The sequence below is a fragment of the Janthinobacterium sp. TND4EL3 genome (assembly GCF_900156175.1).
In the GTDB taxonomy this organism is placed as follows: Bacteria; Pseudomonadota; Gammaproteobacteria; order Burkholderiales; family Burkholderiaceae_D; genus Janthinobacterium.
The window spans coordinates 50,836-70,253 of sequence record NZ_FTMV01000002.1 but is presented as its reverse complement, the minus strand read 5'-3'; the positions used below and the strand labels follow the sequence as shown (position 1 = coordinate 70,253).

The following is a 19,418-nucleotide window of genomic DNA, read 5'->3' as shown; positions in this document are numbered from 1 at the left end:
TGACATAGAACAACTTCAATAGCAGCCATCCAAGGGAATTATCTAACTATTGGATTAAAATACAATCAATTATTGCATCCATCAACGGTGCAATGCAGACTAGCAGAGGAAATGTTGCTACAATCATGTGACAGTTTAGTATTTCCCCTGTTCAACCTAAAAGGATATCCCATGAAGAAAATTCTGATCGCTTCGGCAATCCTGTGCTTCGCTTCGGCGCAAGCAATGGCTCAATCAACCCCAGCACCTGCACCAGCACCAGCAGCAGCAGCCTCAACAGCTGGCGCAACCGGCGCTGCTGCCGGCACCGTTGCCGGCCTGAGCACCAGCGCCCTGATCGCAATCGGCGCAGCCGTCGCTGTTGTCGCCGGTGCAGCAAGCTCGGATTCGACCACCGCGCACGCCACCACAACCCATCATTAATTCTTAGCTGCCCTGGCAGCGACAGATAGACTCGAACTCCAGTTTATTTTCAGACTGGAAGTAAAAGTCTGATGCGCTGAAAGTGCCATCATTGGTGATGCGCACCTTTCATAATAAGAGCCCTTTTTCATTTGATTGAAAAATGGGCTTTTATTTTTTCAAACAAGTTTTAAGCATACTGGCTCAATTCTGCTTTTAAAGCAGTTAGATATCACATTCCAAGTCATATCTCCGCTATGCATACTCACTGTCAATAAGAATTTTCGTGTTATGCCCATCCAACGCCTTATACAACTGCTTCAGCCGCGATGAAAAACCAGCCTTTTCTCAAACGCATGGGATTTGCCTTACAAGGCATTGCTGCGGCTTTTCGCACGGAGTCGAGCTTTCGCCTGCAGTGTCTTGCCACCCTGATGGTGATAAGCGTACTGGCCTGGTACAAGCCCGCCATGGTCTGGTGGGCTCTGCTGTTACTCAATTGTGGATTGGTGTTGGGCGCTGAACTGTTCAACACGGCCCTAGAACAAATGATCGATCATTTGCATCCGAGCCTGCATCCCAGCATCAAGATCGCCAAGGATTGCGCCGCTGGCTCGGTACTCATCCTTAGTGCCACTGCTGCAGGGGTATTTATTGCTTTTCTGATCGACGTGGTGGCGGTCTAAAACGTGTTGAGGAACTAATGCAAGCGAGGTACCAGCATCGTATGTACCATGCTGGCAACATATTCAAAAAAGGCCGCTATTCTTTTGACGGAAGCCAAAATGGACACCGAGTTAAAACGGAGTAGGCGCATGGACGGCTGAACTATCCGAACTGCTGAGATTGAATCGCCCCGGGTTTGAAGGAGGCTCAAACTTTGAGAAAATCGAGCCACACCATGAAAAATCAGCTCAATACTTCTCTGAAGTGATGGAGCGCGCCGTGCGCATAGTCCCAGAGGCCGGAAGCGAGTACGAGTCGCAGTGGGTGGTCATCATGTCCATCGCAGCCACAATAGGCTGTACCGCCGAAACTTGGCGTCACTGGGTCCGCTAACGAGAGCGTGATACAGGGCACCGCCACCGCCGAAAGCGAGCGTCTTAAAGCGCCGGAGCGTGAAGTTAGGGAGCTGCGCAATTCAACCTGGCCCGCCGCAGCAGAATGCTTATGTCGAGCGCTATAACCTCACGATGCGATACGACTGACTGGCCCATCACCTGTTTGAAACGCTCGATGAGATTCAGGATTTGCAACCCGCTAGCTGTGGACTTACAATCACGACCGGCCCAACGTGGCACTTTCCGGTATCACACCAAAACAGAAGCTTGCCTTGGCCGCTTAACCTCTGCTTTTAGTGCAATCTGAAAATGGGGGATTACCGGGACATCCAGTATTGCTCGACTTACTATCAGGAAATTCATCGTCGTCACGAATTGACTTGCTCCATGACAGATGGCTACGACTGTTATCAGATTGCGCTGGCCGAACGCATCAACGGCATTCTGAAAGTCGAGTTCCTGCTGAATCGACCTGCAAACCTGAAACAGGCGAGCAAAATGGTGGCGCAATCGGTGCGAATATACAACAAGGAACGGCCGCATGCGGCCCTGCAATACAAAACGCCCGATGCGGTGCATCGGGCGTTCTAACAGCAATAAATACTGTCAACCTATTTTAGGACTGGACAGCCTACCGAACACGTAAGAATCATGCGTGAACGCAAAGCCGTTGCCTGTGCTGGCTCCGGATCCACGACGCGGGATGCATTTGCTCGCCCAAGGCTGACTGAAAGCAACACTGGGCGAATTCCTGTACCTGTCGGCAACATAAGCCTTTGTAATGATTAGTGTACGATCCCGTCGCGCCGAACTACCTTAAGGGCCGTCAGCATGATGATCTTCAGGTCTAAGCCGAAAGACTGGCGCTGGACGTAATCCGAATCCAGTTTTACTTTTTCCGGCAACGGCAGTTCGTCGCGACCATTAATTTGTGCCCAACCGGTTAGACCAGGCCGAATCAGATGTACACCTTGCTCGGTCCGCATGTCGATCAGATTCTGTTGGTTGAACAGCGCCGGCCGTGGGCCAACGATGCTCATGTCTCCGCACATGATGCACCAAAGCTGCGGTATTTCATCAAGGCTGGATTTGCGCAGAAAGCCGCCGACAGGCGTCAAAAATGTTTTTGGATCCGTCAACAAGTGAGTGGCAACCACCGGCGTATCGATCCGCATGGTACGCAGCTTAGGCATGGAAAAAATACGGTTGCCACGACCGACACGATCCGACCAGTACAGTACCGGCCCCTTGGAGGTGGCCTTGACCACCACGGCAAGCAGGCAAAGCGGAATAAAAAAGATCACCGACGCAATCACACTCAGAAGCAAATCAAATAATCTCTTCATTTTTTCTTTCTATCATTCACCAAAAAAAACTGCTCGACGGTCTTGTCGATTGCCGCCTGCGACGTAACCACAGGTTGCCATGCTAACGTCGCTTGAGTATGTGCAATATCTACTTGGAGTGAGCCGAACAAGCGATCTACAACACCTTGCTTGCCCAGCAATTTTGCGGCGCCGATCATCAGCCCCACTGGCACTGGCACCAACCAGAGCCGTTTGTTCATCGCATTGGCAATTTTCGTCACCAATTCCTTGATGCCCATATCGGCCCCATCGGACACCATGAAAATGTTACCAGGCGCATCAGGATGCTTGCTGCAGACAATTAGCAAGTCGACCAGATTATCCAATGCAACCATGCTGCGGAAGTTGCTGATGCTGCCAAATGGCAACGGGACACCTTTTTGCACCAGTTTGATCAGATTCAGGAAATTCGCTTTCACGCCTGGACCATACACCAGCGGTGGTCGTACGATCACCACCTCTAATCCGGTCTCACGGCCTAACTGCTGCAACGCCTGCTCAGCCTCCATCTTCGACTGGCCATAAGGATCGCAGGGCATCGGCACATCGGAAGACCTGAACGGCTGCGTCGTGGTCGACTCGCCGTTCACCTTTACGCTGCTGACAAAGACGAAACGGCGCACGCCAGCCTGAACCGCCTGTCTGGCCAGATTGAGCGTGCCATCCACATTCACATCCCGGTAGGCGCGCAGCGGATCTTGATCCCTGTCGGACATGACGTGCACGCGCGCGGCCAAGTGAAAAACCACATCACATCCCTGCAGCGCAATGCGCCAGTCGGTCTTGCCATTCAAGTCGCCAACATTGATTTCGTCGGCGCCGGCAGCCTTCCTGACAGCGGCCCGCACCGTGCTTCCACCTACGCGCAAAGTGCGGCAAAGCGACTTGCCCACAAAACCATTACTTCCTGTAACAAGCATTATCATTTTTTAATCTCTGTTGGGTTGCACTTGGATGAGACTGGATCTCGGCCAGCCATTGCTCCAATTGAGAAATCAACCCCTCCCGACTGAATTGGGCGGCACTCGCTTCCAGGCCGTTTTTTCCCATCGCAGAACGTTCCGAAGGCGTCATCGATGCCATTGCCAATACGGCATTGGCAAGGCCTTCATGGTCACCCGCCCCGCAAGTCAAACCGGCCCTAGCCTGTCTCACCACATCTGCGCCTTCCCCATTCAACATCGCCAGCAAAGGAATGCCGGCAGCCAGGTAGGACTGTAATTTTCCCGGGATCGTCATCGAGAAAATCGGTTCATCCTTGAGGGAAACAAGTAATGCATCCGCGTGCTTGAAAAAGCTGGACATACGCTCGACCGGATAGCGTCCGAGCAAAATAAAACACTCGGACAAGCCGCGCGCCACAACCTGCTCGGCGAGCCAGCCACTCAGCCGGCCATCACCCACGATTACCCAGCGAATTGCCCGATTCCCCTTCAGCATTTCCGCTGCGGCGAGAATAGCCGGAAAATCCTGCGCATCGCCTACATTACCAGCAAACATGACCGTAAACGTCGACGTATCACTCTGCATTTCGACCGCAGGTGCCACTCCCGCCATGTCGAATACCGATTCCGCCCAACTGGGAAAATATTCGACCCGCGCCGACGAACCTGCATATTTCACGATATTCGGAACGAACGCACGCGACTGAGCGAGGATAAGGTCACAGCGCTTATAAATAAACGATACCAGCTTGCCAACAGCACTAAGTATCGCCGGTGACTTCACCACGCCGATCGCATGCAAAGTCTCCGGCCACAAATCGAGCACCCAGAATGCCAATGGGGCCTTCTTTACCGCACGCAATGCCGCAGCGGGAAGGCCGACCGTGATCGGCGACGGTTCATAGCAAAAAACAGCATCGAAGTCGCGTCCCCGCAATTTCCACAACCCACCGCATGTCGCGCTCAGGGCGAATGTTAAGTAATTGAGCATCAGCCGCACGCCCCCCTTGCCGCGCGCAGTATGGCGCACACGCACCACGTCCGCACCGGCATACTGGTTGAAATTTTCTGGCGCTTCCAAAAACTCGCTAAAAAACTCACCCGCCGGGTAGTTCGGATGGCCGGTCAGAACCGTGACATGGTGGCCGCGCCCAACCAGTTCGGCAACTAGGTCATTGATCCGGAAGTTCTCCGGCCAAAAGTACTGAGTAACAACAAGTAGGCGCACTTCGTTACCTCTATTGCTTCTTCCAAACTACGCGGTTGACGTAGTCGGTATAGCTATGAATGATACGGACAACTTTGTCCGAGACATTGGGCATGCTGTAGTCGGCAACTAGGCGAAGGCTGCGCTGCTCACCGCGCGGCTGATCCGCCAGAATTGCAAGTCCTTGCAGTATGCGATCACATTCCAGACCGGTCATCATGACTGCAGCCTCTTCCATGCCCTCAGGCCGTTCATGCGCTTCGCGCAGGTTCAATGCCGGGAAATTCAAGATCGATGATTCTTCGTTAATTGTGCCGCTATCAGACAGCACCGCCCGGGCGCTCGCCTGCAATTTCACATAATCCCGGAAACCAAGTGGCTTGAGCAAACGCACCAGCGGATGGAAGGTGGCGCCCAGCGCGTCGACTTTCTTTTGGGTACGTGGATGCGTTGAAACGATCACCGGCAAACCGTATGTTTCGGCAACGTTGTTCAATGCCTCGACCAGTTTGGAAAAATTGACAGGCGAATCGATATTCTCTTCGCGGTGTGCGCTGACCACAAAATACTCACCTTCGACCAGTCCCAGGCGCGTGACCGCATCCGACTCGTCAATTCGCGCCTTGTAGTGATGCAAAACTTCGTACATCGGACTGCCTGTCTTGATGATACGATCCGGCAGCAATCCTTCGCGCAACAGGTATTCCCGGGCGATATCGCTGTACGTCAGGTTGATGTCTGCTGTATGGTCGACAATCCTGCGATTCGTTTCCTCGGGCACCCGCTGGTCAAAACAACGGTTACCTGCTTCCATGTGGAAGATAGGGATCTTGCGTCGCTTCGCCGGAATGGCTGACAGGCAGCTATTCGTATCGCCAAGAATGAGTATCGCATCAGGCTGTACCTGTTCCAGAACCGCATCCACGGCGATAATAATCTTGCCGATCGTCTCGGCGGCAGTACCGCCCGCGGCATTCAGGAAATGATCGGGCTTACGCACTTCAAGATCGTGGAAGAAAATTTCATTGAGCTCGTAGTCATAATTCTGTCCGGTGTGGACAATGATTTGCTCGCAATACTCGTCGAGCTTGGCCATGACACGCGACAGGCGAATGATTTCAGGCCGTGTACCAACCACGGTCATCACTTTTAATTTTTTCATGCTGTTACCTTATATGCAACGGTATCCGGATGTTGGCGATCAAATATCTCGTTTGCCCACAACATCACAATCATTTCTTCATCACCAATGTTGGTGATATCGTGCGACCAACCGGGAATCGTTTCCACCACTTCCGGTGCATCGGCACTGGTGCACAGCTCATGCATGCGGCCACTCTCGATGTGCAGGAAACAGAATCGCGCCTTGCCTTTGATAACCAAGAATTTCTCGGTCTTCGTATGGTGATAATGTCCACCGCGCGTAATGCCAGGATGAGCTGTAAAGAATGAAAACTGACCGGAATCGCGCGTCTTGAGCATTTCAACAAACATGCCGCGGGGGTCTTCGTGTTTGACGAGCGGATAGGAAAACATCTCCGGCTCAAAATACGTGATGTAGGTCGAATAAAGAGCGCGGGTAAAGCCGGTGCCCACTCGTTCGGTAACGTGGGTCGAACGGCTGTCCTTGAAGGCCTGCAAGAGCTCGGCCATCTCGCCGACGGTCGTTGTATAGACTGGCTGCACTTCCACTGGCATGCCGGCGGTTGGCGCCGCGTCCATCACTTTCAGGAAGTCGGCAACCACATCATCAACATAGACCAGACGCAACTCGGACGCCGGATTGTTGATCTGGATCGGTAAGCCGTGGACGATATTGTGGCAGAAGGTCGCCACCGCAGAGTTGTAATTCGGCCGGCACCACTTGCCAAAGACGTTCGGCAAACGGTAGATATACACCGGCACATCCATTTCGGATGCCAGGGCACGCAAGGCATCCTCAGCCGCGCGCTTGCTGGCGCCGTAGGCGTTGGGCAGCTCGGCTTGAACGGACGAAGCATAAATGATCGGCACCTGACGGCCACTGCGTTTTACCGCATCGCACAGCGCTTGCGTAAGGTTGGCATTACCTTCCTCGAATTCCGACTCCATCTTTGGGCGATTTACTCCGGCCAGATGAAAGATGAATTCAGCTTGCGCAACTTTTGCATCCAGCGCATCGAGCGAATCGCCGCGCAGGAACGTGAGGTTATCAATGCCACGCTCGCGAAGATGGATCAACAGATTCTTTCCGATAAAGCCGTTCGCTCCAGTAACAAGTACCTTCATCGCTCAACCTTCCTCGACCGGTGACTCGCCGCGCGCGATCGCCTGGACAAATTCCAGCTTCATCAACAGTTTTTTCATGCCAGCCGTGTCCAGGCGCTCGGTATTGTGCGAGTTATAGTCGTCGTAAGTGGAAATCTTTTGCTCTCCCTCTTCGACAAATTTGCCATAGTTCAAATCGCGCAAGTCAGGCGGAATACGGTAGTAGCCGCCCAAGTCCTCGGCGGCAGCCATTTCTTCGCGGCTCAGCAAGGTTTCGTACAATTTTTCGCCGTGGCGTGTTCCGATCACATCGACTTTGTGATCCGGCTTTTTCATAATCGACAGCAAGGCGTCAACGAGCGTTTCCACTGTGGCGGCCGGAGCTTTTTGAACGAACATATCACCGTTGGTGCCGTGCTCGAACGCATACAGAACCAGATCCACCGCATCCTCGAGGGTCATCATGAAGCGCGTCATTGCTGGGTCGGTGGTTGTGATCGGCTTGCCTGCCAATACCTGGTCCACAAACAGAGGAATGACTGAACCGCGCGAGGCCATCACGTTACCGTAGCGGGTACCGCAAATGACGGTCTTGGCATCGTCGAGATTACGCGACTTGGCAACCATGACCTTTTCCATCATGGCCTTGGAGATACCCATGGCATTGATCGGGTAAGCCGCCTTGTCGGTACTCAGGCAAACCACGCGACGCACGCTGTTCTGGATTGCCGCTTCAAGCAGATTATCCGTACCGATAATGTTGGTCTTGACCGCTTCCATCGGGTGGAACTCGCACGATGGAACTTGCTTCAAAGCAGCGGCATGGAAGATGAAATCCACGCCGCGGGTTGCATTCAAGACACTCGAAAAATCACGTACATCACCGATATAAAACTTCAACTTCGGGTTATTGTACTTCTTCCGCATGTCATCCTGCTTTTTCTCATCGCGACTAAAGATCCGTATTTCAGAAATTTCCGAATCCAAAAAACGCTTCAATACTGCATTACCGAATGAACCCGTGCCGCCAGTAATAAGGAGAATTTTATTATTAAACATTTTTTAACATTAATTAGATTGTTGGACTCGAAGATCTGGCTTGCCAAAACCTTGCGGCACCTTTGGCGGTATATATCCCCGAAGTGAAAATTCATAGTGCTTGTACTCCCATTGCCGATATACCTCAGTTCGCAAGTGAGACCATATCCAGCCAACTTTCCCAGAACGCCATGCACCTATGATTAAAAGATGATATAGAAACAAAATTTTATACCGACCGGGAAAACGCCAGAAAAACTTTTTGACCCACATCCGCCGCTCAAGAGAACTGCCAAAAAGCCGCGGTGGCGTGGTCAGTGCTCTGCCTTGAAACTGGCTAATTGCCTCAGCAGTGGTATATCCGTTTTGTTTGGTAATCCAATGTTCCAGACTAGGGCTATCGAGGTGTATCAATTCCTCAACGAGTCGCGCCTGCCTCCCGGCACTTAAAGCATGTTCATTCGCGGCAACATTACTAAAAGAAGCACTACCTGTTTTCCACAAACGATTCATGTGTAGCACACTAGGTAACCGGCGCCCCATAAAGTGCAAGCGAATAGGAATCGAATACATTTCAGCATTGTTCGACGCAATCGCATTTTCAATCTCAAATTTTATCGCATCGGTAAGTCTCTCATCCGGATCCATTTTCATGGTCCAAGGCGCAGTGATCGGAAGATTTGTCAAAGCAAAATTCCATTGGTCACCAAATCCCTTGAATGCTCGCTGCACAACGTGCACTCCATGTTCAATTGCGATATCAACCGTCTTGTCAGAGCTATAACTATCTACCAAAAAAACTTCATCGGCCCAACCAGCGAGGTTACCTAAAATCTCACGCATATTATGTCCCTCGTTCAACGAGATCATAACAACCGCGACAGGCACTTTACCTGGTCCTGAGTGTTTTTTCCATGAATTCAAAATCAAAGCTCCTTAATCCACTCAGGCCGATCTGCTTTTCCTAACAACCAGCGATACGAGATATCAAATTTTCCCGACAGTTTTTCCCAGTTATAATCTTGGTTCATCCAGGAACGTCCGTTTTTCCCCATTTTTTCCAACCGGTCAGGCGATGATATCAGTGCCAGATCCAACACCTTCACCAATGAAGCAACGTCGTTGTCCTCCCACCATCCGCAATCATGATCAACAAGGCCGGCCCATGGCGCACCAGTGCCGACGATAGCGGGACAACCATGCGCCAAAGCCTCGGCAACTACCATGCCAAAGTTCTCGGTGTAAGTCGGAAGAATGAAAAGGTCAGCGTCAATATAAGCCTGGGCTTTCGCTTCGCCATAGAGCGGCCCACAGAAAACAGTACGCTCTAATTTCAATTTCGTAGCGAGCAATTTGATTTGACCTTCATACTCATCGGTACCCACGCCGGCGATCACCAGGCACCAATCCGGATGGCGGTCGCTCACCTTTTGCCATGCCTCCAACAATTGTTCCAACCCTTTTGTAGGATGAATTCGACTCAAAAAAAGGAGGGTGCGCGACCCTTCCGAGCGCCGTTTTGCCAGCACTGCGGGAATGTTGGTGCCATTGGGGATCAGCGCAATCGGTGCACGAAATCCAAAACGTCGAATATCTGCAATTTCTTCCTCTGAGGTGGCATGCAGCAAATCAGATTTTTCCAGCAGACGTCGTTGAAATGGCCATAAAATCGATTTCAAAAATGAGGTTCGCCTCATTGCATGCTTGGAAAGTGTGCCGTGAGGAGACGTCACCAGTTTCGCCCGCTTTCCCGGGACGACATACCCGCACGCAACATTAATCATCGACCATAAACTATGGCAATGAACAATATCATAGTCATGGGAAGCACGACTGACCTTGCCAGCAAGTTCAGTTGATATTTCGAATCGCGAAAAAATGGGCCATTTTTTCCCGATTTGAACATCAACTTCCTGAAAATCACCAGCAGCCTTAATAGTTCCCAATCCAACATCATTACCAAGCTTAACCAACCATTTGGAAAGAGCCTGAATTACCGGCGTCACGCCATTTGCTTCTTCACCAATATCAGGCACAACATTCATTATTTTCATTTTATCTCGTCACCATCTTTCATATGGCGCGCAATCAAGTTTCCAATACCTGTTTTTTTTCAAAACGTGGTCGATATCCATTAATAACAATTTGCACAAACCCCACGGCCACCAGAGTATATAACACCCCGCGGAATGTGCTACCGATGTCATTCCTCACTAATGCGAGCACGCTAGCAAACGTGACCGCCATGAAAATAACAATCAGTTTTCTATCACGATAACGATGTAGCCAGATCAGGAAAAAGCCAAGCAAACCAAGGATGGACATTCCGCCGTAGAAACCAAAGTTGATCGCAATCTCAGAAAACATGAAAAATCCGAATCCGCCACCACTGTCAAAATATTCAACCGACACATCACGAGCATACTCATTTCCCAATGAATCACCATAGCCAAAGATACCTCCAAAGATACTCTGACCAAGAAGTGGACCATGCGTGTGCAAATATTCGCGGGCGAAATTCAAGGTATCGGCAAAATCTCCGAGATTGGCCAACATATTGAATGCTTTCAATGGATCGTCAGCATCTACCAATGTGGCATCACGGAGCAAAGCGACACCCAGCAAAAATACAACGCCTATAGAAAAAATCAAAAAAAAGTACCTAAAAGACAATCTTTCGCCAAAAAAGAAAAAAATCACAAGCAGATAAAATATCAATGGGGACCGTAGTTTGAAAAATAGTCCGTACACAAATATATAACCAATGCTCAATAAAACAAGACGAAATCTAATTTTCTCTTCAGGCCCGGCGCTTGAACAGATAAGCAGTACCGCGCCGAATGAAAGATAAATGCCTTTCAGCATGAATTGCAGTAGCCCACCGCCTGCATGCACCTCAACATAGTCGCGACCGGCATAGCCTATAAAATAAATCACTGAATTCAATAAAAGTGGAATCCATGCGATTACAAAAAGAACGAAAATTTGTCTAGGACTTGAACAATTTTCCCGTATTTTCAAAGACCAATAAGGAAAGCGGACAGAAAGCGCAATGAACGAACCAAGCATCAACGAGTATAGCAACATGGTGCCGCTTCTGATGACAAACGAACGACTTTCATCATCGACATCCAGATATGGCTGCACTTCAATCCAGTCAAACATTACCAGATAAAAGAACATAATGATGAAGGCGAATACAATCAGCAACAGAGCCGGATTCTGGTTGAATTGAATACCTTGCTGCGTGGCCCGCTTTGCCAGATAAAGCATCAGCAACGGCGCTGCCAGCAAGGAATATGTTCCAGACGTTTGTGATGCAATATAGATAAATAATATTATCAGCAAACACGTCAAGCTATTTTTTTTGTCGATATATGTTTGCATACGGAATATAACCGAGGAAGAATGGATGCCAAACCAAAAATAAGAGAGCAAACAATTGGTGCAGCAATCCCAGCACCATCCGCGAATTTACTGAATACATACAATAAAACACTTGAAAATCCGACAAATATTGCTGTCAAGGCGGCCAATTTCGCTATCTCTTTGACTGCAAAGCTCTTTTGAATGAGCGCGGCTGCAGGAAATGCAAAGGCCGAATAAATCCCGTACACAGAAACAATAGGCCCCCAATATGAAAAAAAGTCGGTCGGCGAAGTGAAATATGGAATTTTTACACCGATCAGGATCAGCATGACTATCAGCATCGCATAACATACTTCTAGAACAAAAAGTATCGTAGCGAATTTTGCAAATTTCGAAAAAAGTTCCTCATCGCTCTCTGCAATTATAAATTGCTGAAAAACATTTCCAACATACACTAGTGGAACGGCCCAAGTGACCGCGACCGCATATCTGGCAAATTCTATTGACGAAAGATGTGACTGCGCAACAACTCGATCTAGCACAAACGGCAGAGTCGCCGTCCCGTATATAACTGCCAATGGTAGTCCCAATTTAAAGATAGCCGCAAGGTTGGTGTTGGCCGGATTATCATCTACTTTCATCCTGTCGCGCTCATATACCATAAAATATGTGGCAATCATCAGTGCAATCACCGAAGCAACCGACCATGCCACTCCAGCATCAAATCCTGCATGTAAGAATAAAATTAGTACAAGCAATATTGTGATGGCCTTGGCGGCACCAGATATTCCGTAACTCATGGTCCGGCCTGAAAATACCAGATACGACTGATAGATGGCGTTCAGGGTATTACAAAGAGCGGCTATAACTGCCAAAATATATTGCGGCGTAGAAAGACTACGCGAGAGAAAATACAAAAAAAATGCTGCCAGCAAAGTCGTAATTACAGCATGCCTAGTTGCAATCGGTACCTTTACTCCTAAACGTGGACATGCAACTTCAAGTCCGACAGTACCCACAATCGAAATTAACTGTGAAACGGCCAGCATCTTTGCGAAATTCGCGTATTCTATCGGTCCTAATATATATGGCAAGGTGAACAAAACTCCTGGACCGGCAAGCAGGCCAAGCGCTACCACGAAAAATTTGAAACTTTTTCGATAAATTGCGTTACGTAAAACAATAGATGACATTACCAGAACCGCAGATGCGACTTTAATTCACGCATTTGAGAATCACGCAATGGATCTCTCGATATCTCACGACTGGCATCACGCAAAAAGATCACGATAATCGTGAAAAATAATGTCCCAAGAAAGGCAAAAATAGCAATATTCAAACGCCGCGGCTTGCTTTTCCGTTCCGGTACTTTGGCTACATCAAGGACTTGGATGATGGCAGGATCTTTCGCTTCTTCGAGTCGCGCAGCCTCATACTGCTTTGCCAGCAACTCGTACAGCATCTGATAATATTTGACGTCACGCAAAAGCCTGATATTCTGCAACCCCTCAGGGTTTTCAGCGACTTTTTCAGTATAGGTACCAGTATCGGGACGACCATTTTCAAGCCGGGCCAACTCACTGCGCAAGCTGATCAACGATTGCTGTACACGCTTATAGTCAGCATTGCTCGGCGTGATAAATGCACTTAAGGAGCTGAGTTCGATCTCCTTTGCAGAGATCAACGCACGTAAGCGACCAACGGTTTCCACGATTGCTTTGCTGTTGCCGTCGACGCTGATGACTCCTTTAGTATCGAGAGTGCGCTTTAACTCCATTTCTACCTCAGCCAACTTATTTTTTGATATTTCAAGCTGCTGCTCGAAGAACAATCTTCTTTTTGATGCTTCTGTTACGGCAAGAGTTTTAGTTAGTGTCAATAACTCATCCACGTAGGAATTAGCCAATTTGGCAACACGTTCCTGATTACTATCCATCACGTCAATGGATATTAATCCATCTTTACCTGCAACAATCAACGTGTTTTCTTCTAACTTTATGCGAGCTGTTTCCAGAGAGTCGGTGCCATAAGCCACCTTGAGATCATATTTTTCTATTATTTTGTCTTTTATAGCACGGCTTTTCAACATACCGATGTATACATCATTCGGATTTTTAATTCCTCCAGCACCTGATACAGCCGCGGCAACTCCACCTAACTGGGAAAGAAATGCAGCGGCTCCTCCTTGAGACTGTTGAGGTGGAAGGAGGCGAGTATCTGCATTATAGACATTGGGAAGCAGGAAGCTCATTCCAAATGCTAGCACTGCAGCCACCAAAGGAAGACCAATAATATATCTTTTATGCTTTGCAAAAATTAGCAGTAAACTCATAGCATCAATGGCACCGCTACTGTCTGGCTCTTGCTCTTTAACTACCGCTTCATTGGTGCGAATATTGGTCATGCTTGCTGGCCGTTTAGAGTAATCATAATTTCTTGTTAATCCACGTAAATTTAATAAATAACATGCGTAACCAACTTATTCAATCAATTTGACTGCGGAAACTTGAGAAATAAAATATCAACACAGTTTACCTGCTGGCAAGTTACGCTAAATTCCTATATTAAATGGCTTCTTACTGCAGCAGTATTATTCCTTCAATACTTTAATGGCGGCAGCGCCGAGTCCAAAGTTGGCAAATATCTGTGCCCATTCACGGGTACCTTTGGTGAACTTGGTCCATGCTGTTTCTTTATCTAACTTCTCAGGTACGACAATGGAGTCACCGGGCATTACGATGACACCACCAATACCGCCAAACGACCAAGCACTCGTATTGCGTGCGACCACGCTGCCATCAGTACGCATGATAAAGACATTTTCCGCATCCGCGTCGGTAGTCAGACCTGCCATTTTTAAGTAATCCTCCACTCGCGCATTCGAACGCCACATTGGCGATGCTTCGGCGTTAACAGCGCCAAATATATGAACAAACTCTGGCTTTGCAGCGATCACGAGACGGTCACCGTTTTCTAGCTTGAGTTGAGGCAAGCGCGTAAACGATCGCTCCGCAGGGTCAAGTCCGAATGCTATGCGACCGGTTGGTTTCAGTTGTTTGAAGCGAGCAATATTTTCTTTAGCAAGTTGCAATTCCGCCTGACGTTGCGCTTCTGCTGCCTGCGCGTCATTAGTACTGAGCGCACGGGCGTTCGCCACACTTTTCGACTGCTCAATACGCAACTGGTTTTCCAGCTTGGCAGCAGCTTTTGCCAGGTTGGCCTCTTGCTCCACGCGAACCTGCTCACGATAAAAAGCCGTACCAAAAAAATAGGCATCCGGCGTCGCACCGCCAGCCCGCGCCAACAACGATTGCAGCGTTTCACCGGCATTCATCTGATACACGCCAGGCGCTTTTACTTCGCCCTCGACACGCACGAACACGCGGCGCTTGTCCATCGGCACGGCGACATCCTGCTGGGAAAAAATCGTCACCGTATCGCCTGGCTGCAACTGGACGTTATCCGTACTGGACGGATTGGAAAACACATTACCCAAATTAAATGGGATCAGGCTGACTGTAAGGTCCGAGCGGTTGATACGCTCGACGACTGCATAGTCCCAGTTGATTTCATCAATCAATCCTCCAATACGCGATGCGATGTTCCCAGCCGCCTCGTTGGTCACTTTGTCATTTTCACCAGTACTAACGGCGCTATTCTGGCGCTTGATTGAATTACGGGTGATCAAATACTCACGGCTGGGAATCAGATCGCTGACGTGCATTCCCGGCAGAAACGGTGCGCGAATAGCTTGATCGACGTTGCCGCGAAGAATGACCGCGTTCGAGAAATCAGGCGTAATCGAAGTGACGTTGAGCACATCGCCGTTTTTCAGCGAGCGCTTCAGTCCGGCGCCTGTCAGGGCAAACTGTTCCACACTACGCGGCTGGCTCTTGCTCGCATCAATGCGCTCAAGGTAGACCCGTCGAGGATCGGCTACGACTGGCATGCCGCCAGCGATGTCCAGCATTGATTCGATGGTATCGTTGGCAGTGCGCAGCTCATAAATGGCAGGTGTATTGACCTTGCCGACCAGGGCCACATGACCGGTTGCCGCCGGAATATAAATCGAATCACCATCCTGCAACTTGATATCGGCCGATTTATCGCCCTTGGCGATAAAGGCATACAGATCCAGGTCAGCCACGACCTTGCCTGCGCGCTTGACTTGCAGATGGCGCATACTGCCATTCGCATTAGGCCCACCGCTGGCAAACAAGGTGGTAACCAGGGTCGACAGGCTCGATACCGTGTACGTACCAGGACGGTTTGCCTGGCCCACTACATAGACGGTAATTGCACGCAACTTGCCAAAATTAACATTAATCGTGACACCCTTGTACATCGTCGCAACCGCACCGCGAATGACCGACTCTGCATCGCCTGCCTTGACGCCAGCCAGGTTGACAGCGCCGATCGTCGGGATCGAAATCTGGCCATTGCGGTCGATCGTAGCGCGATAATCGATATCGATGCTGCCCGTACCGCGTATCATCAGTTCATCGCCAACTCCCAACGGGTAGTCGGCAGGCACCGGGGCGCCGGAGATCGGAGTAAACGTGGCGGTAGCGGTAGCGTTAGCGAAAAATTGGGCGCCAAATACGGGTAAGATCTTGCCCGTGCTGTCTGCAATGAATTTTTGGAACTCACTGGTAGCAACTTCCGGGCCACGACGGCCTGGCGCAGATTGCTGACCCGCGTCCGCGGCAGTGCGCGCTGGAAATGCAGGATTTGCGTCTGCGTTACCGTCCAAGGCACTGGCGTTTTTGATGCTGACCCGCCGTGACGTTTCTGGCGAAGCAAAGCCTGCCTCAGGAGGCATCATGGATGGGTCAGACGTACCTGCTTTGCCTACAACATCCTGGGCATTAGCAACGATAGAGGTAATGGCCAGAATTACGGCCACGAGACGGCGGGTGATTTTGATCATTGATGAATTCAGTTGGAGGGCGGGGTAACTCGATAGCCACAATTTGCGGTCTCGAATTTTAACTTAAATCATGAAAGCCGGAAAGTTTATATTAAAATGGATAACATGTTCACACCATTGACCTCCCCCCTATAACTGGCGTAAACGCTACCGACTCCACTCCTATGCTGCGACAACGATATACACTGTTTGGCCAGTTGGACTGGCTGGCTGTCTTGGAGCAAGAACCGGTGCATGCACCGAGTACTGCAGCAAATTAGTTGCAAAAATAGCACCATCACGATGCCATGCAATGACGTCGCAGCTTACCAAAAGGCAGCACTGTGTGGATTTGCAACACTCAGGTGGAGCGTACGGTAGACGGGTATAGCTCACCAAGAAGACGAACTTAAACCAAAAATACGACGTGCAGCAAGTTTTTTAAGGGATGCCCTTATCCTGATGCAGATGTACACTTCCAACCCATGATTTGGATTGATTAAATAGCATTTAAGCAGTGAGCAGCAAATAGTTCCAATACCCCGAAACTTCACAATCTCAAAATAATTTCATGTACCATTCCGCAACTTATTAATACATTCCCCCAGAAATTTTATTTCCCAGCGTGCAATTGCGCTACATATTTGAATTATCAAACCATGAAAAACGTCTTTCTTAACCTTACTCGCAAGCAGAAGCAGTTAATCGCTGCGACTGCGGACGTGCTTTGTCTTCCTATCATCTTTTATCTTGCTGCCATTCTCCATTTCCAAGGTATCAGCCCCCAGTTGCCCGCCCCCTATTTCTGGGCCGCGCTGACTGCCGGCTTGGTCTCGGTGCCAGTGTATGCAAGGCTAGGGCTTTACCGGGCGGTCGTGCGCTATATTGATCAGCGCATCATCTCCACCGTGCTGCTCGCCGTTACCATCTCGACACTTATTTTGGCTGCCTCTTGTTTGTTCGTATTTGCCTCACAGTTATCAGCAAAGACTTTCATTATCTATTGGCTGGCGGCCATCCTCTACGTCCTGGCCAGCCGTTTCTTTGCGCGCGGTTTCTTGAACCAGGGTCGCGAGGCACACAAAACGCGGGTGGCGATTTATGGCGCTGGCCAGGCGGGTAGCTTGCTGGCAAACGCGATCATACCGGGCAATGAATACCTGCCAATTATTTTCATCGATGACGATCCTCAACGTGTCAATACGACCATACGTGGCATTAAGGTATATCCATCGCGCGATCTCGAGCGACTCGCGAAAGATTGCAATATCACCACGGTCCTGCTGGCGATGCCGCAATTGAGCCGCAAGGAGCAGCGGGCAATCCTTGATCGCCTGGCCTTGCTGACTTTGCGCATCAAGGTAACGCCGCCTATCAGTACGCTCGTCAAAGGAAATGCACGCGTACAAGACGTTCGCCAGATCGAAATTGAAGATCTTCTGAGCAGGGACGTAGTAGCCCCGAATGCCGAATTGCTTTCGATTTGCATTACTGGCAAGTCGGTGATGGTGAGCGGCGCGGGAGGCTCCATCGGCTCGGAACTATGCCGCCAGATCATTGCGCTTGAGCCAAGCAAACTTGTTTTACTAGACAGTTCCGAATTTGCACTCTACACGATCGAGCAAGAACTCCGCGAAATCCGGACGCATGGCGAGTTGAACGTTGAATTGGTTGCCTTCGTCGGTTCGGTACTCGAAACAGAAAAGTGCACACGCATCATGAGATCCTTTGCTGTCGAGACTGTTTACCATGCCGCAGCCTACAAGCATGTGCCGCTGGTAGAACATAATCCGATCGAAGGCATTCGAAACAATGCTTACGGCACGCTGAGCATGGCCAATGCGGCGATTGCGGCAAAGGTGAAGTGCTTCGTCCTCATTTCAACGGACAAGGCGGTACGCCCGACCAACGTGATGGGTGCAACCAAGCGCTTGGCTGAGCTCGTTCTACAGGCTTTTGCGCGCAAAGGATCAGGTACACGCTTTTCCATGGTGCGCTTTGGCAACGTGCTCGGCTCCTCTGGGTCAGTTGTGCCGCTTTTCCGCAAACAAATTGCTGCTGGTGGCCCAATTACACTAACCCATCCTGACATCACCCGCTACTTCATGACCATTCCGGAAGCGGCTCAGTTGGTGATACAGGCTGGCGCCATGGGAAAAGGCGGTGATGTATTCGTGCTCGACATGGGCGAACCGGTTCGGATTGCGGATCTCGCCGTGCGCATGGTTCATTTGAGCGGTCAGGAGGTAAGAACACCGGCCACGCCGATGGGCACTATCGCCATTGATTATGTCGGCTTGCGCCCAGGCGAAAAATTGTATGAAGAACTGCTCATCGGAAGCAACGTCAGCGAAACCGATCACCCGCTGATTCAGCGCGCCAAGGAGGCCGAATTTGAATGGCCGGTGCTGGAAAAAATGCTTCAACATCTCAATGAAGCATGCGATCGATTCGATCATAATGCCATTCGCTTGCATCTTCAAAAGATTGTCCAGGAATATGCACCATCATCAGACATCTCCGACAATATATGGCTTAACAGCGTGCAACAAGGCTCATCGGCCAGTCCAGCAATGGCGGGCCATTCCAAGCTCGCTGCTTGTATCACTTTACCGGCCAGCACCTTAGAAAATCAAGTTCCGGAGTATAAGTAACACAGCATTGCCAAGGGCGCGCTCCGGCTCTTGGCAGCATGGCTGACAGGCTACATCAATCGAGATTGGCGACGGTCGGGGTGCCGTGTCCAAATTATCTATTCTGCAGACCATCACACCGGATGGAACAGCAGACGCTTCTCATCACCATCCGGTTAACTTCCATGCGCTGATGGACTTTGGATAGCTTGTCCTGTCAAATTTCCTGAATAGGACTTTA

Annotated in this window: 15 protein-coding genes and 3 pseudogenes; 6 read left to right on the top strand and 12 right to left on the bottom strand. The window is 49.9% G+C overall.

The genetic code is table 11. The annotated features are described in order from the left end of the window. Window positions 1-171 precede the first annotated feature (171 nt). The 5 genes and pseudogenes from BXA07_RS29940 to BXA07_RS03880 form a co-directional block, all read left to right on the top strand. On the top strand, window positions 172-423 hold the full coding sequence (locus BXA07_RS29940) for a hypothetical protein (RefSeq protein WP_139335419.1): 252 nt from the start codon (window positions 172-174) through the stop codon (window positions 421-423). A 308-nt stretch (window positions 424-731) separates the two neighbouring features. Beyond that, window positions 732-1,088 (top strand): diacylglycerol kinase, encoded by a 357-nt coding sequence (locus BXA07_RS03890; protein ID WP_076565812.1) that lies wholly within the window; start codon window positions 732-734, stop codon window positions 1,086-1,088. A 247-nt stretch (window positions 1,089-1,335) separates the two neighbouring features. Then, a pseudogene (locus tag BXA07_RS31240) lies at window positions 1,336-1,540 on the top strand (IS3 family transposase); the annotation flags it as partial. Between the two features lies 1 nt (window position 1,541). Then, window positions 1,542-1,747 (top strand): annotated as a pseudogene (locus BXA07_RS29935) (integrase core domain-containing protein); the annotation flags it as partial. A 43-nt stretch (window positions 1,748-1,790) separates the two neighbouring features. Beyond that, window positions 1,791-2,054: pseudogene (locus BXA07_RS03880) on the top strand (integrase core domain-containing protein); the annotation flags it as partial. A 194-nt stretch (window positions 2,055-2,248) separates the two neighbouring features. Here the strand turns inward: BXA07_RS03880 and BXA07_RS03875 are convergent. The 12 genes from BXA07_RS03875 to BXA07_RS03825 form a co-directional block, all read right to left on the bottom strand. Continuing rightward, window positions 2,249-2,809, bottom strand: coding sequence for a sugar transferase (locus BXA07_RS03875; RefSeq protein ID WP_076565810.1), 561 nt, complete (start codon window positions 2,807-2,809; stop codon window positions 2,249-2,251). Beyond that, window positions 2,806-3,750, bottom strand: coding sequence for a UDP-glucose 4-epimerase family protein (locus BXA07_RS03870; RefSeq protein ID WP_348532951.1), 945 nt, complete (start codon window positions 3,748-3,750; stop codon window positions 2,806-2,808). Before BXA07_RS03870 ends, BXA07_RS03875 begins: the two co-directional genes overlap by 4 nt. Further along, window positions 3,731-5,002, bottom strand: a complete 1,272-nt coding sequence (locus BXA07_RS03865; RefSeq protein ID WP_076565806.1) for a glycosyltransferase family 4 protein — start codon at window positions 5,000-5,002, stop codon at window positions 3,731-3,733. The genes BXA07_RS03870 and BXA07_RS03865 overlap by 20 nt, the downstream gene beginning before the upstream one ends. A gap of 10 nt (window positions 5,003-5,012) precedes the next feature. Further along, a complete protein-coding gene (wecB, locus tag BXA07_RS03860) occupies window positions 5,013-6,143 on the bottom strand; it encodes a non-hydrolyzing UDP-N-acetylglucosamine 2-epimerase (protein ID WP_076565804.1) in 1,131 nt (376 codons plus the stop codon). After that, window positions 6,140-7,249, bottom strand: coding sequence for a UDP-2-acetamido-2,6-beta-L-arabino-hexul-4-ose reductase (locus BXA07_RS03855; protein WP_076565802.1), 1,110 nt, complete (start codon window positions 7,247-7,249; stop codon window positions 6,140-6,142). Before BXA07_RS03855 ends, wecB begins: the two co-directional genes overlap by 4 nt. A gap of 3 nt (window positions 7,250-7,252) precedes the next feature. Continuing rightward, window positions 7,253-8,287 (bottom strand): polysaccharide biosynthesis protein, encoded by a 1,035-nt coding sequence (locus BXA07_RS03850; RefSeq protein ID WP_076565800.1) that lies wholly within the window; start codon window positions 8,285-8,287, stop codon window positions 7,253-7,255. Between the two features lie 9 nt (window positions 8,288-8,296). Then, window positions 8,297-9,190: a glycosyltransferase family 2 protein gene (locus tag BXA07_RS03845; protein ID WP_212592267.1), complete on the bottom strand. Its 894-nt coding sequence runs from the start codon at window positions 9,188-9,190 to the stop codon at window positions 8,297-8,299. Window positions 9,191-9,192: 2 nt separating this feature from the next. Further along, window positions 9,193-10,320, bottom strand: a complete 1,128-nt coding sequence (locus BXA07_RS03840) for a glycosyltransferase (RefSeq protein ID WP_076565796.1) — start codon at window positions 10,318-10,320, stop codon at window positions 9,193-9,195. Window positions 10,321-10,354: 34 nt separating this feature from the next. Continuing rightward, the gene (locus BXA07_RS03835) at window positions 10,355-11,560 is read right to left on the bottom strand and encodes a hypothetical protein (protein ID WP_076565794.1); all 1,206 of its coding nucleotides are present in this window, start codon (window positions 11,558-11,560) and stop codon (window positions 10,355-10,357) included. A gap of 59 nt (window positions 11,561-11,619) precedes the next feature. Further along, window positions 11,620-12,828 (bottom strand): hypothetical protein, encoded by a 1,209-nt coding sequence (locus tag BXA07_RS29930; protein ID WP_139335418.1) that lies wholly within the window; start codon window positions 12,826-12,828, stop codon window positions 11,620-11,622. Continuing rightward, complete coding sequence (locus BXA07_RS03830) at window positions 12,828-14,039, bottom strand: GumC family protein (RefSeq protein ID WP_244556180.1); 1,212 nt, start codon at window positions 14,037-14,039, stop codon at window positions 12,828-12,830. Before BXA07_RS03830 ends, BXA07_RS29930 begins: the two co-directional genes overlap by 1 nt. Before the next feature lie 186 nt (window positions 14,040-14,225). Continuing rightward, window positions 14,226-16,565 (bottom strand): polysaccharide biosynthesis/export family protein, encoded by a 2,340-nt coding sequence (locus tag BXA07_RS03825; RefSeq protein WP_244556179.1) that lies wholly within the window; start codon window positions 16,563-16,565, stop codon window positions 14,226-14,228. A gap of 638 nt (window positions 16,566-17,203) precedes the next feature. Here BXA07_RS03825 and BXA07_RS03820 point away from each other — a divergent pair. Then, window positions 17,204-19,198 (top strand): polysaccharide biosynthesis protein, encoded by a 1,995-nt coding sequence (locus BXA07_RS03820; RefSeq protein ID WP_076565792.1) that lies wholly within the window; start codon window positions 17,204-17,206, stop codon window positions 19,196-19,198. Window positions 19,199-19,418 lie beyond the last annotated feature (220 nt).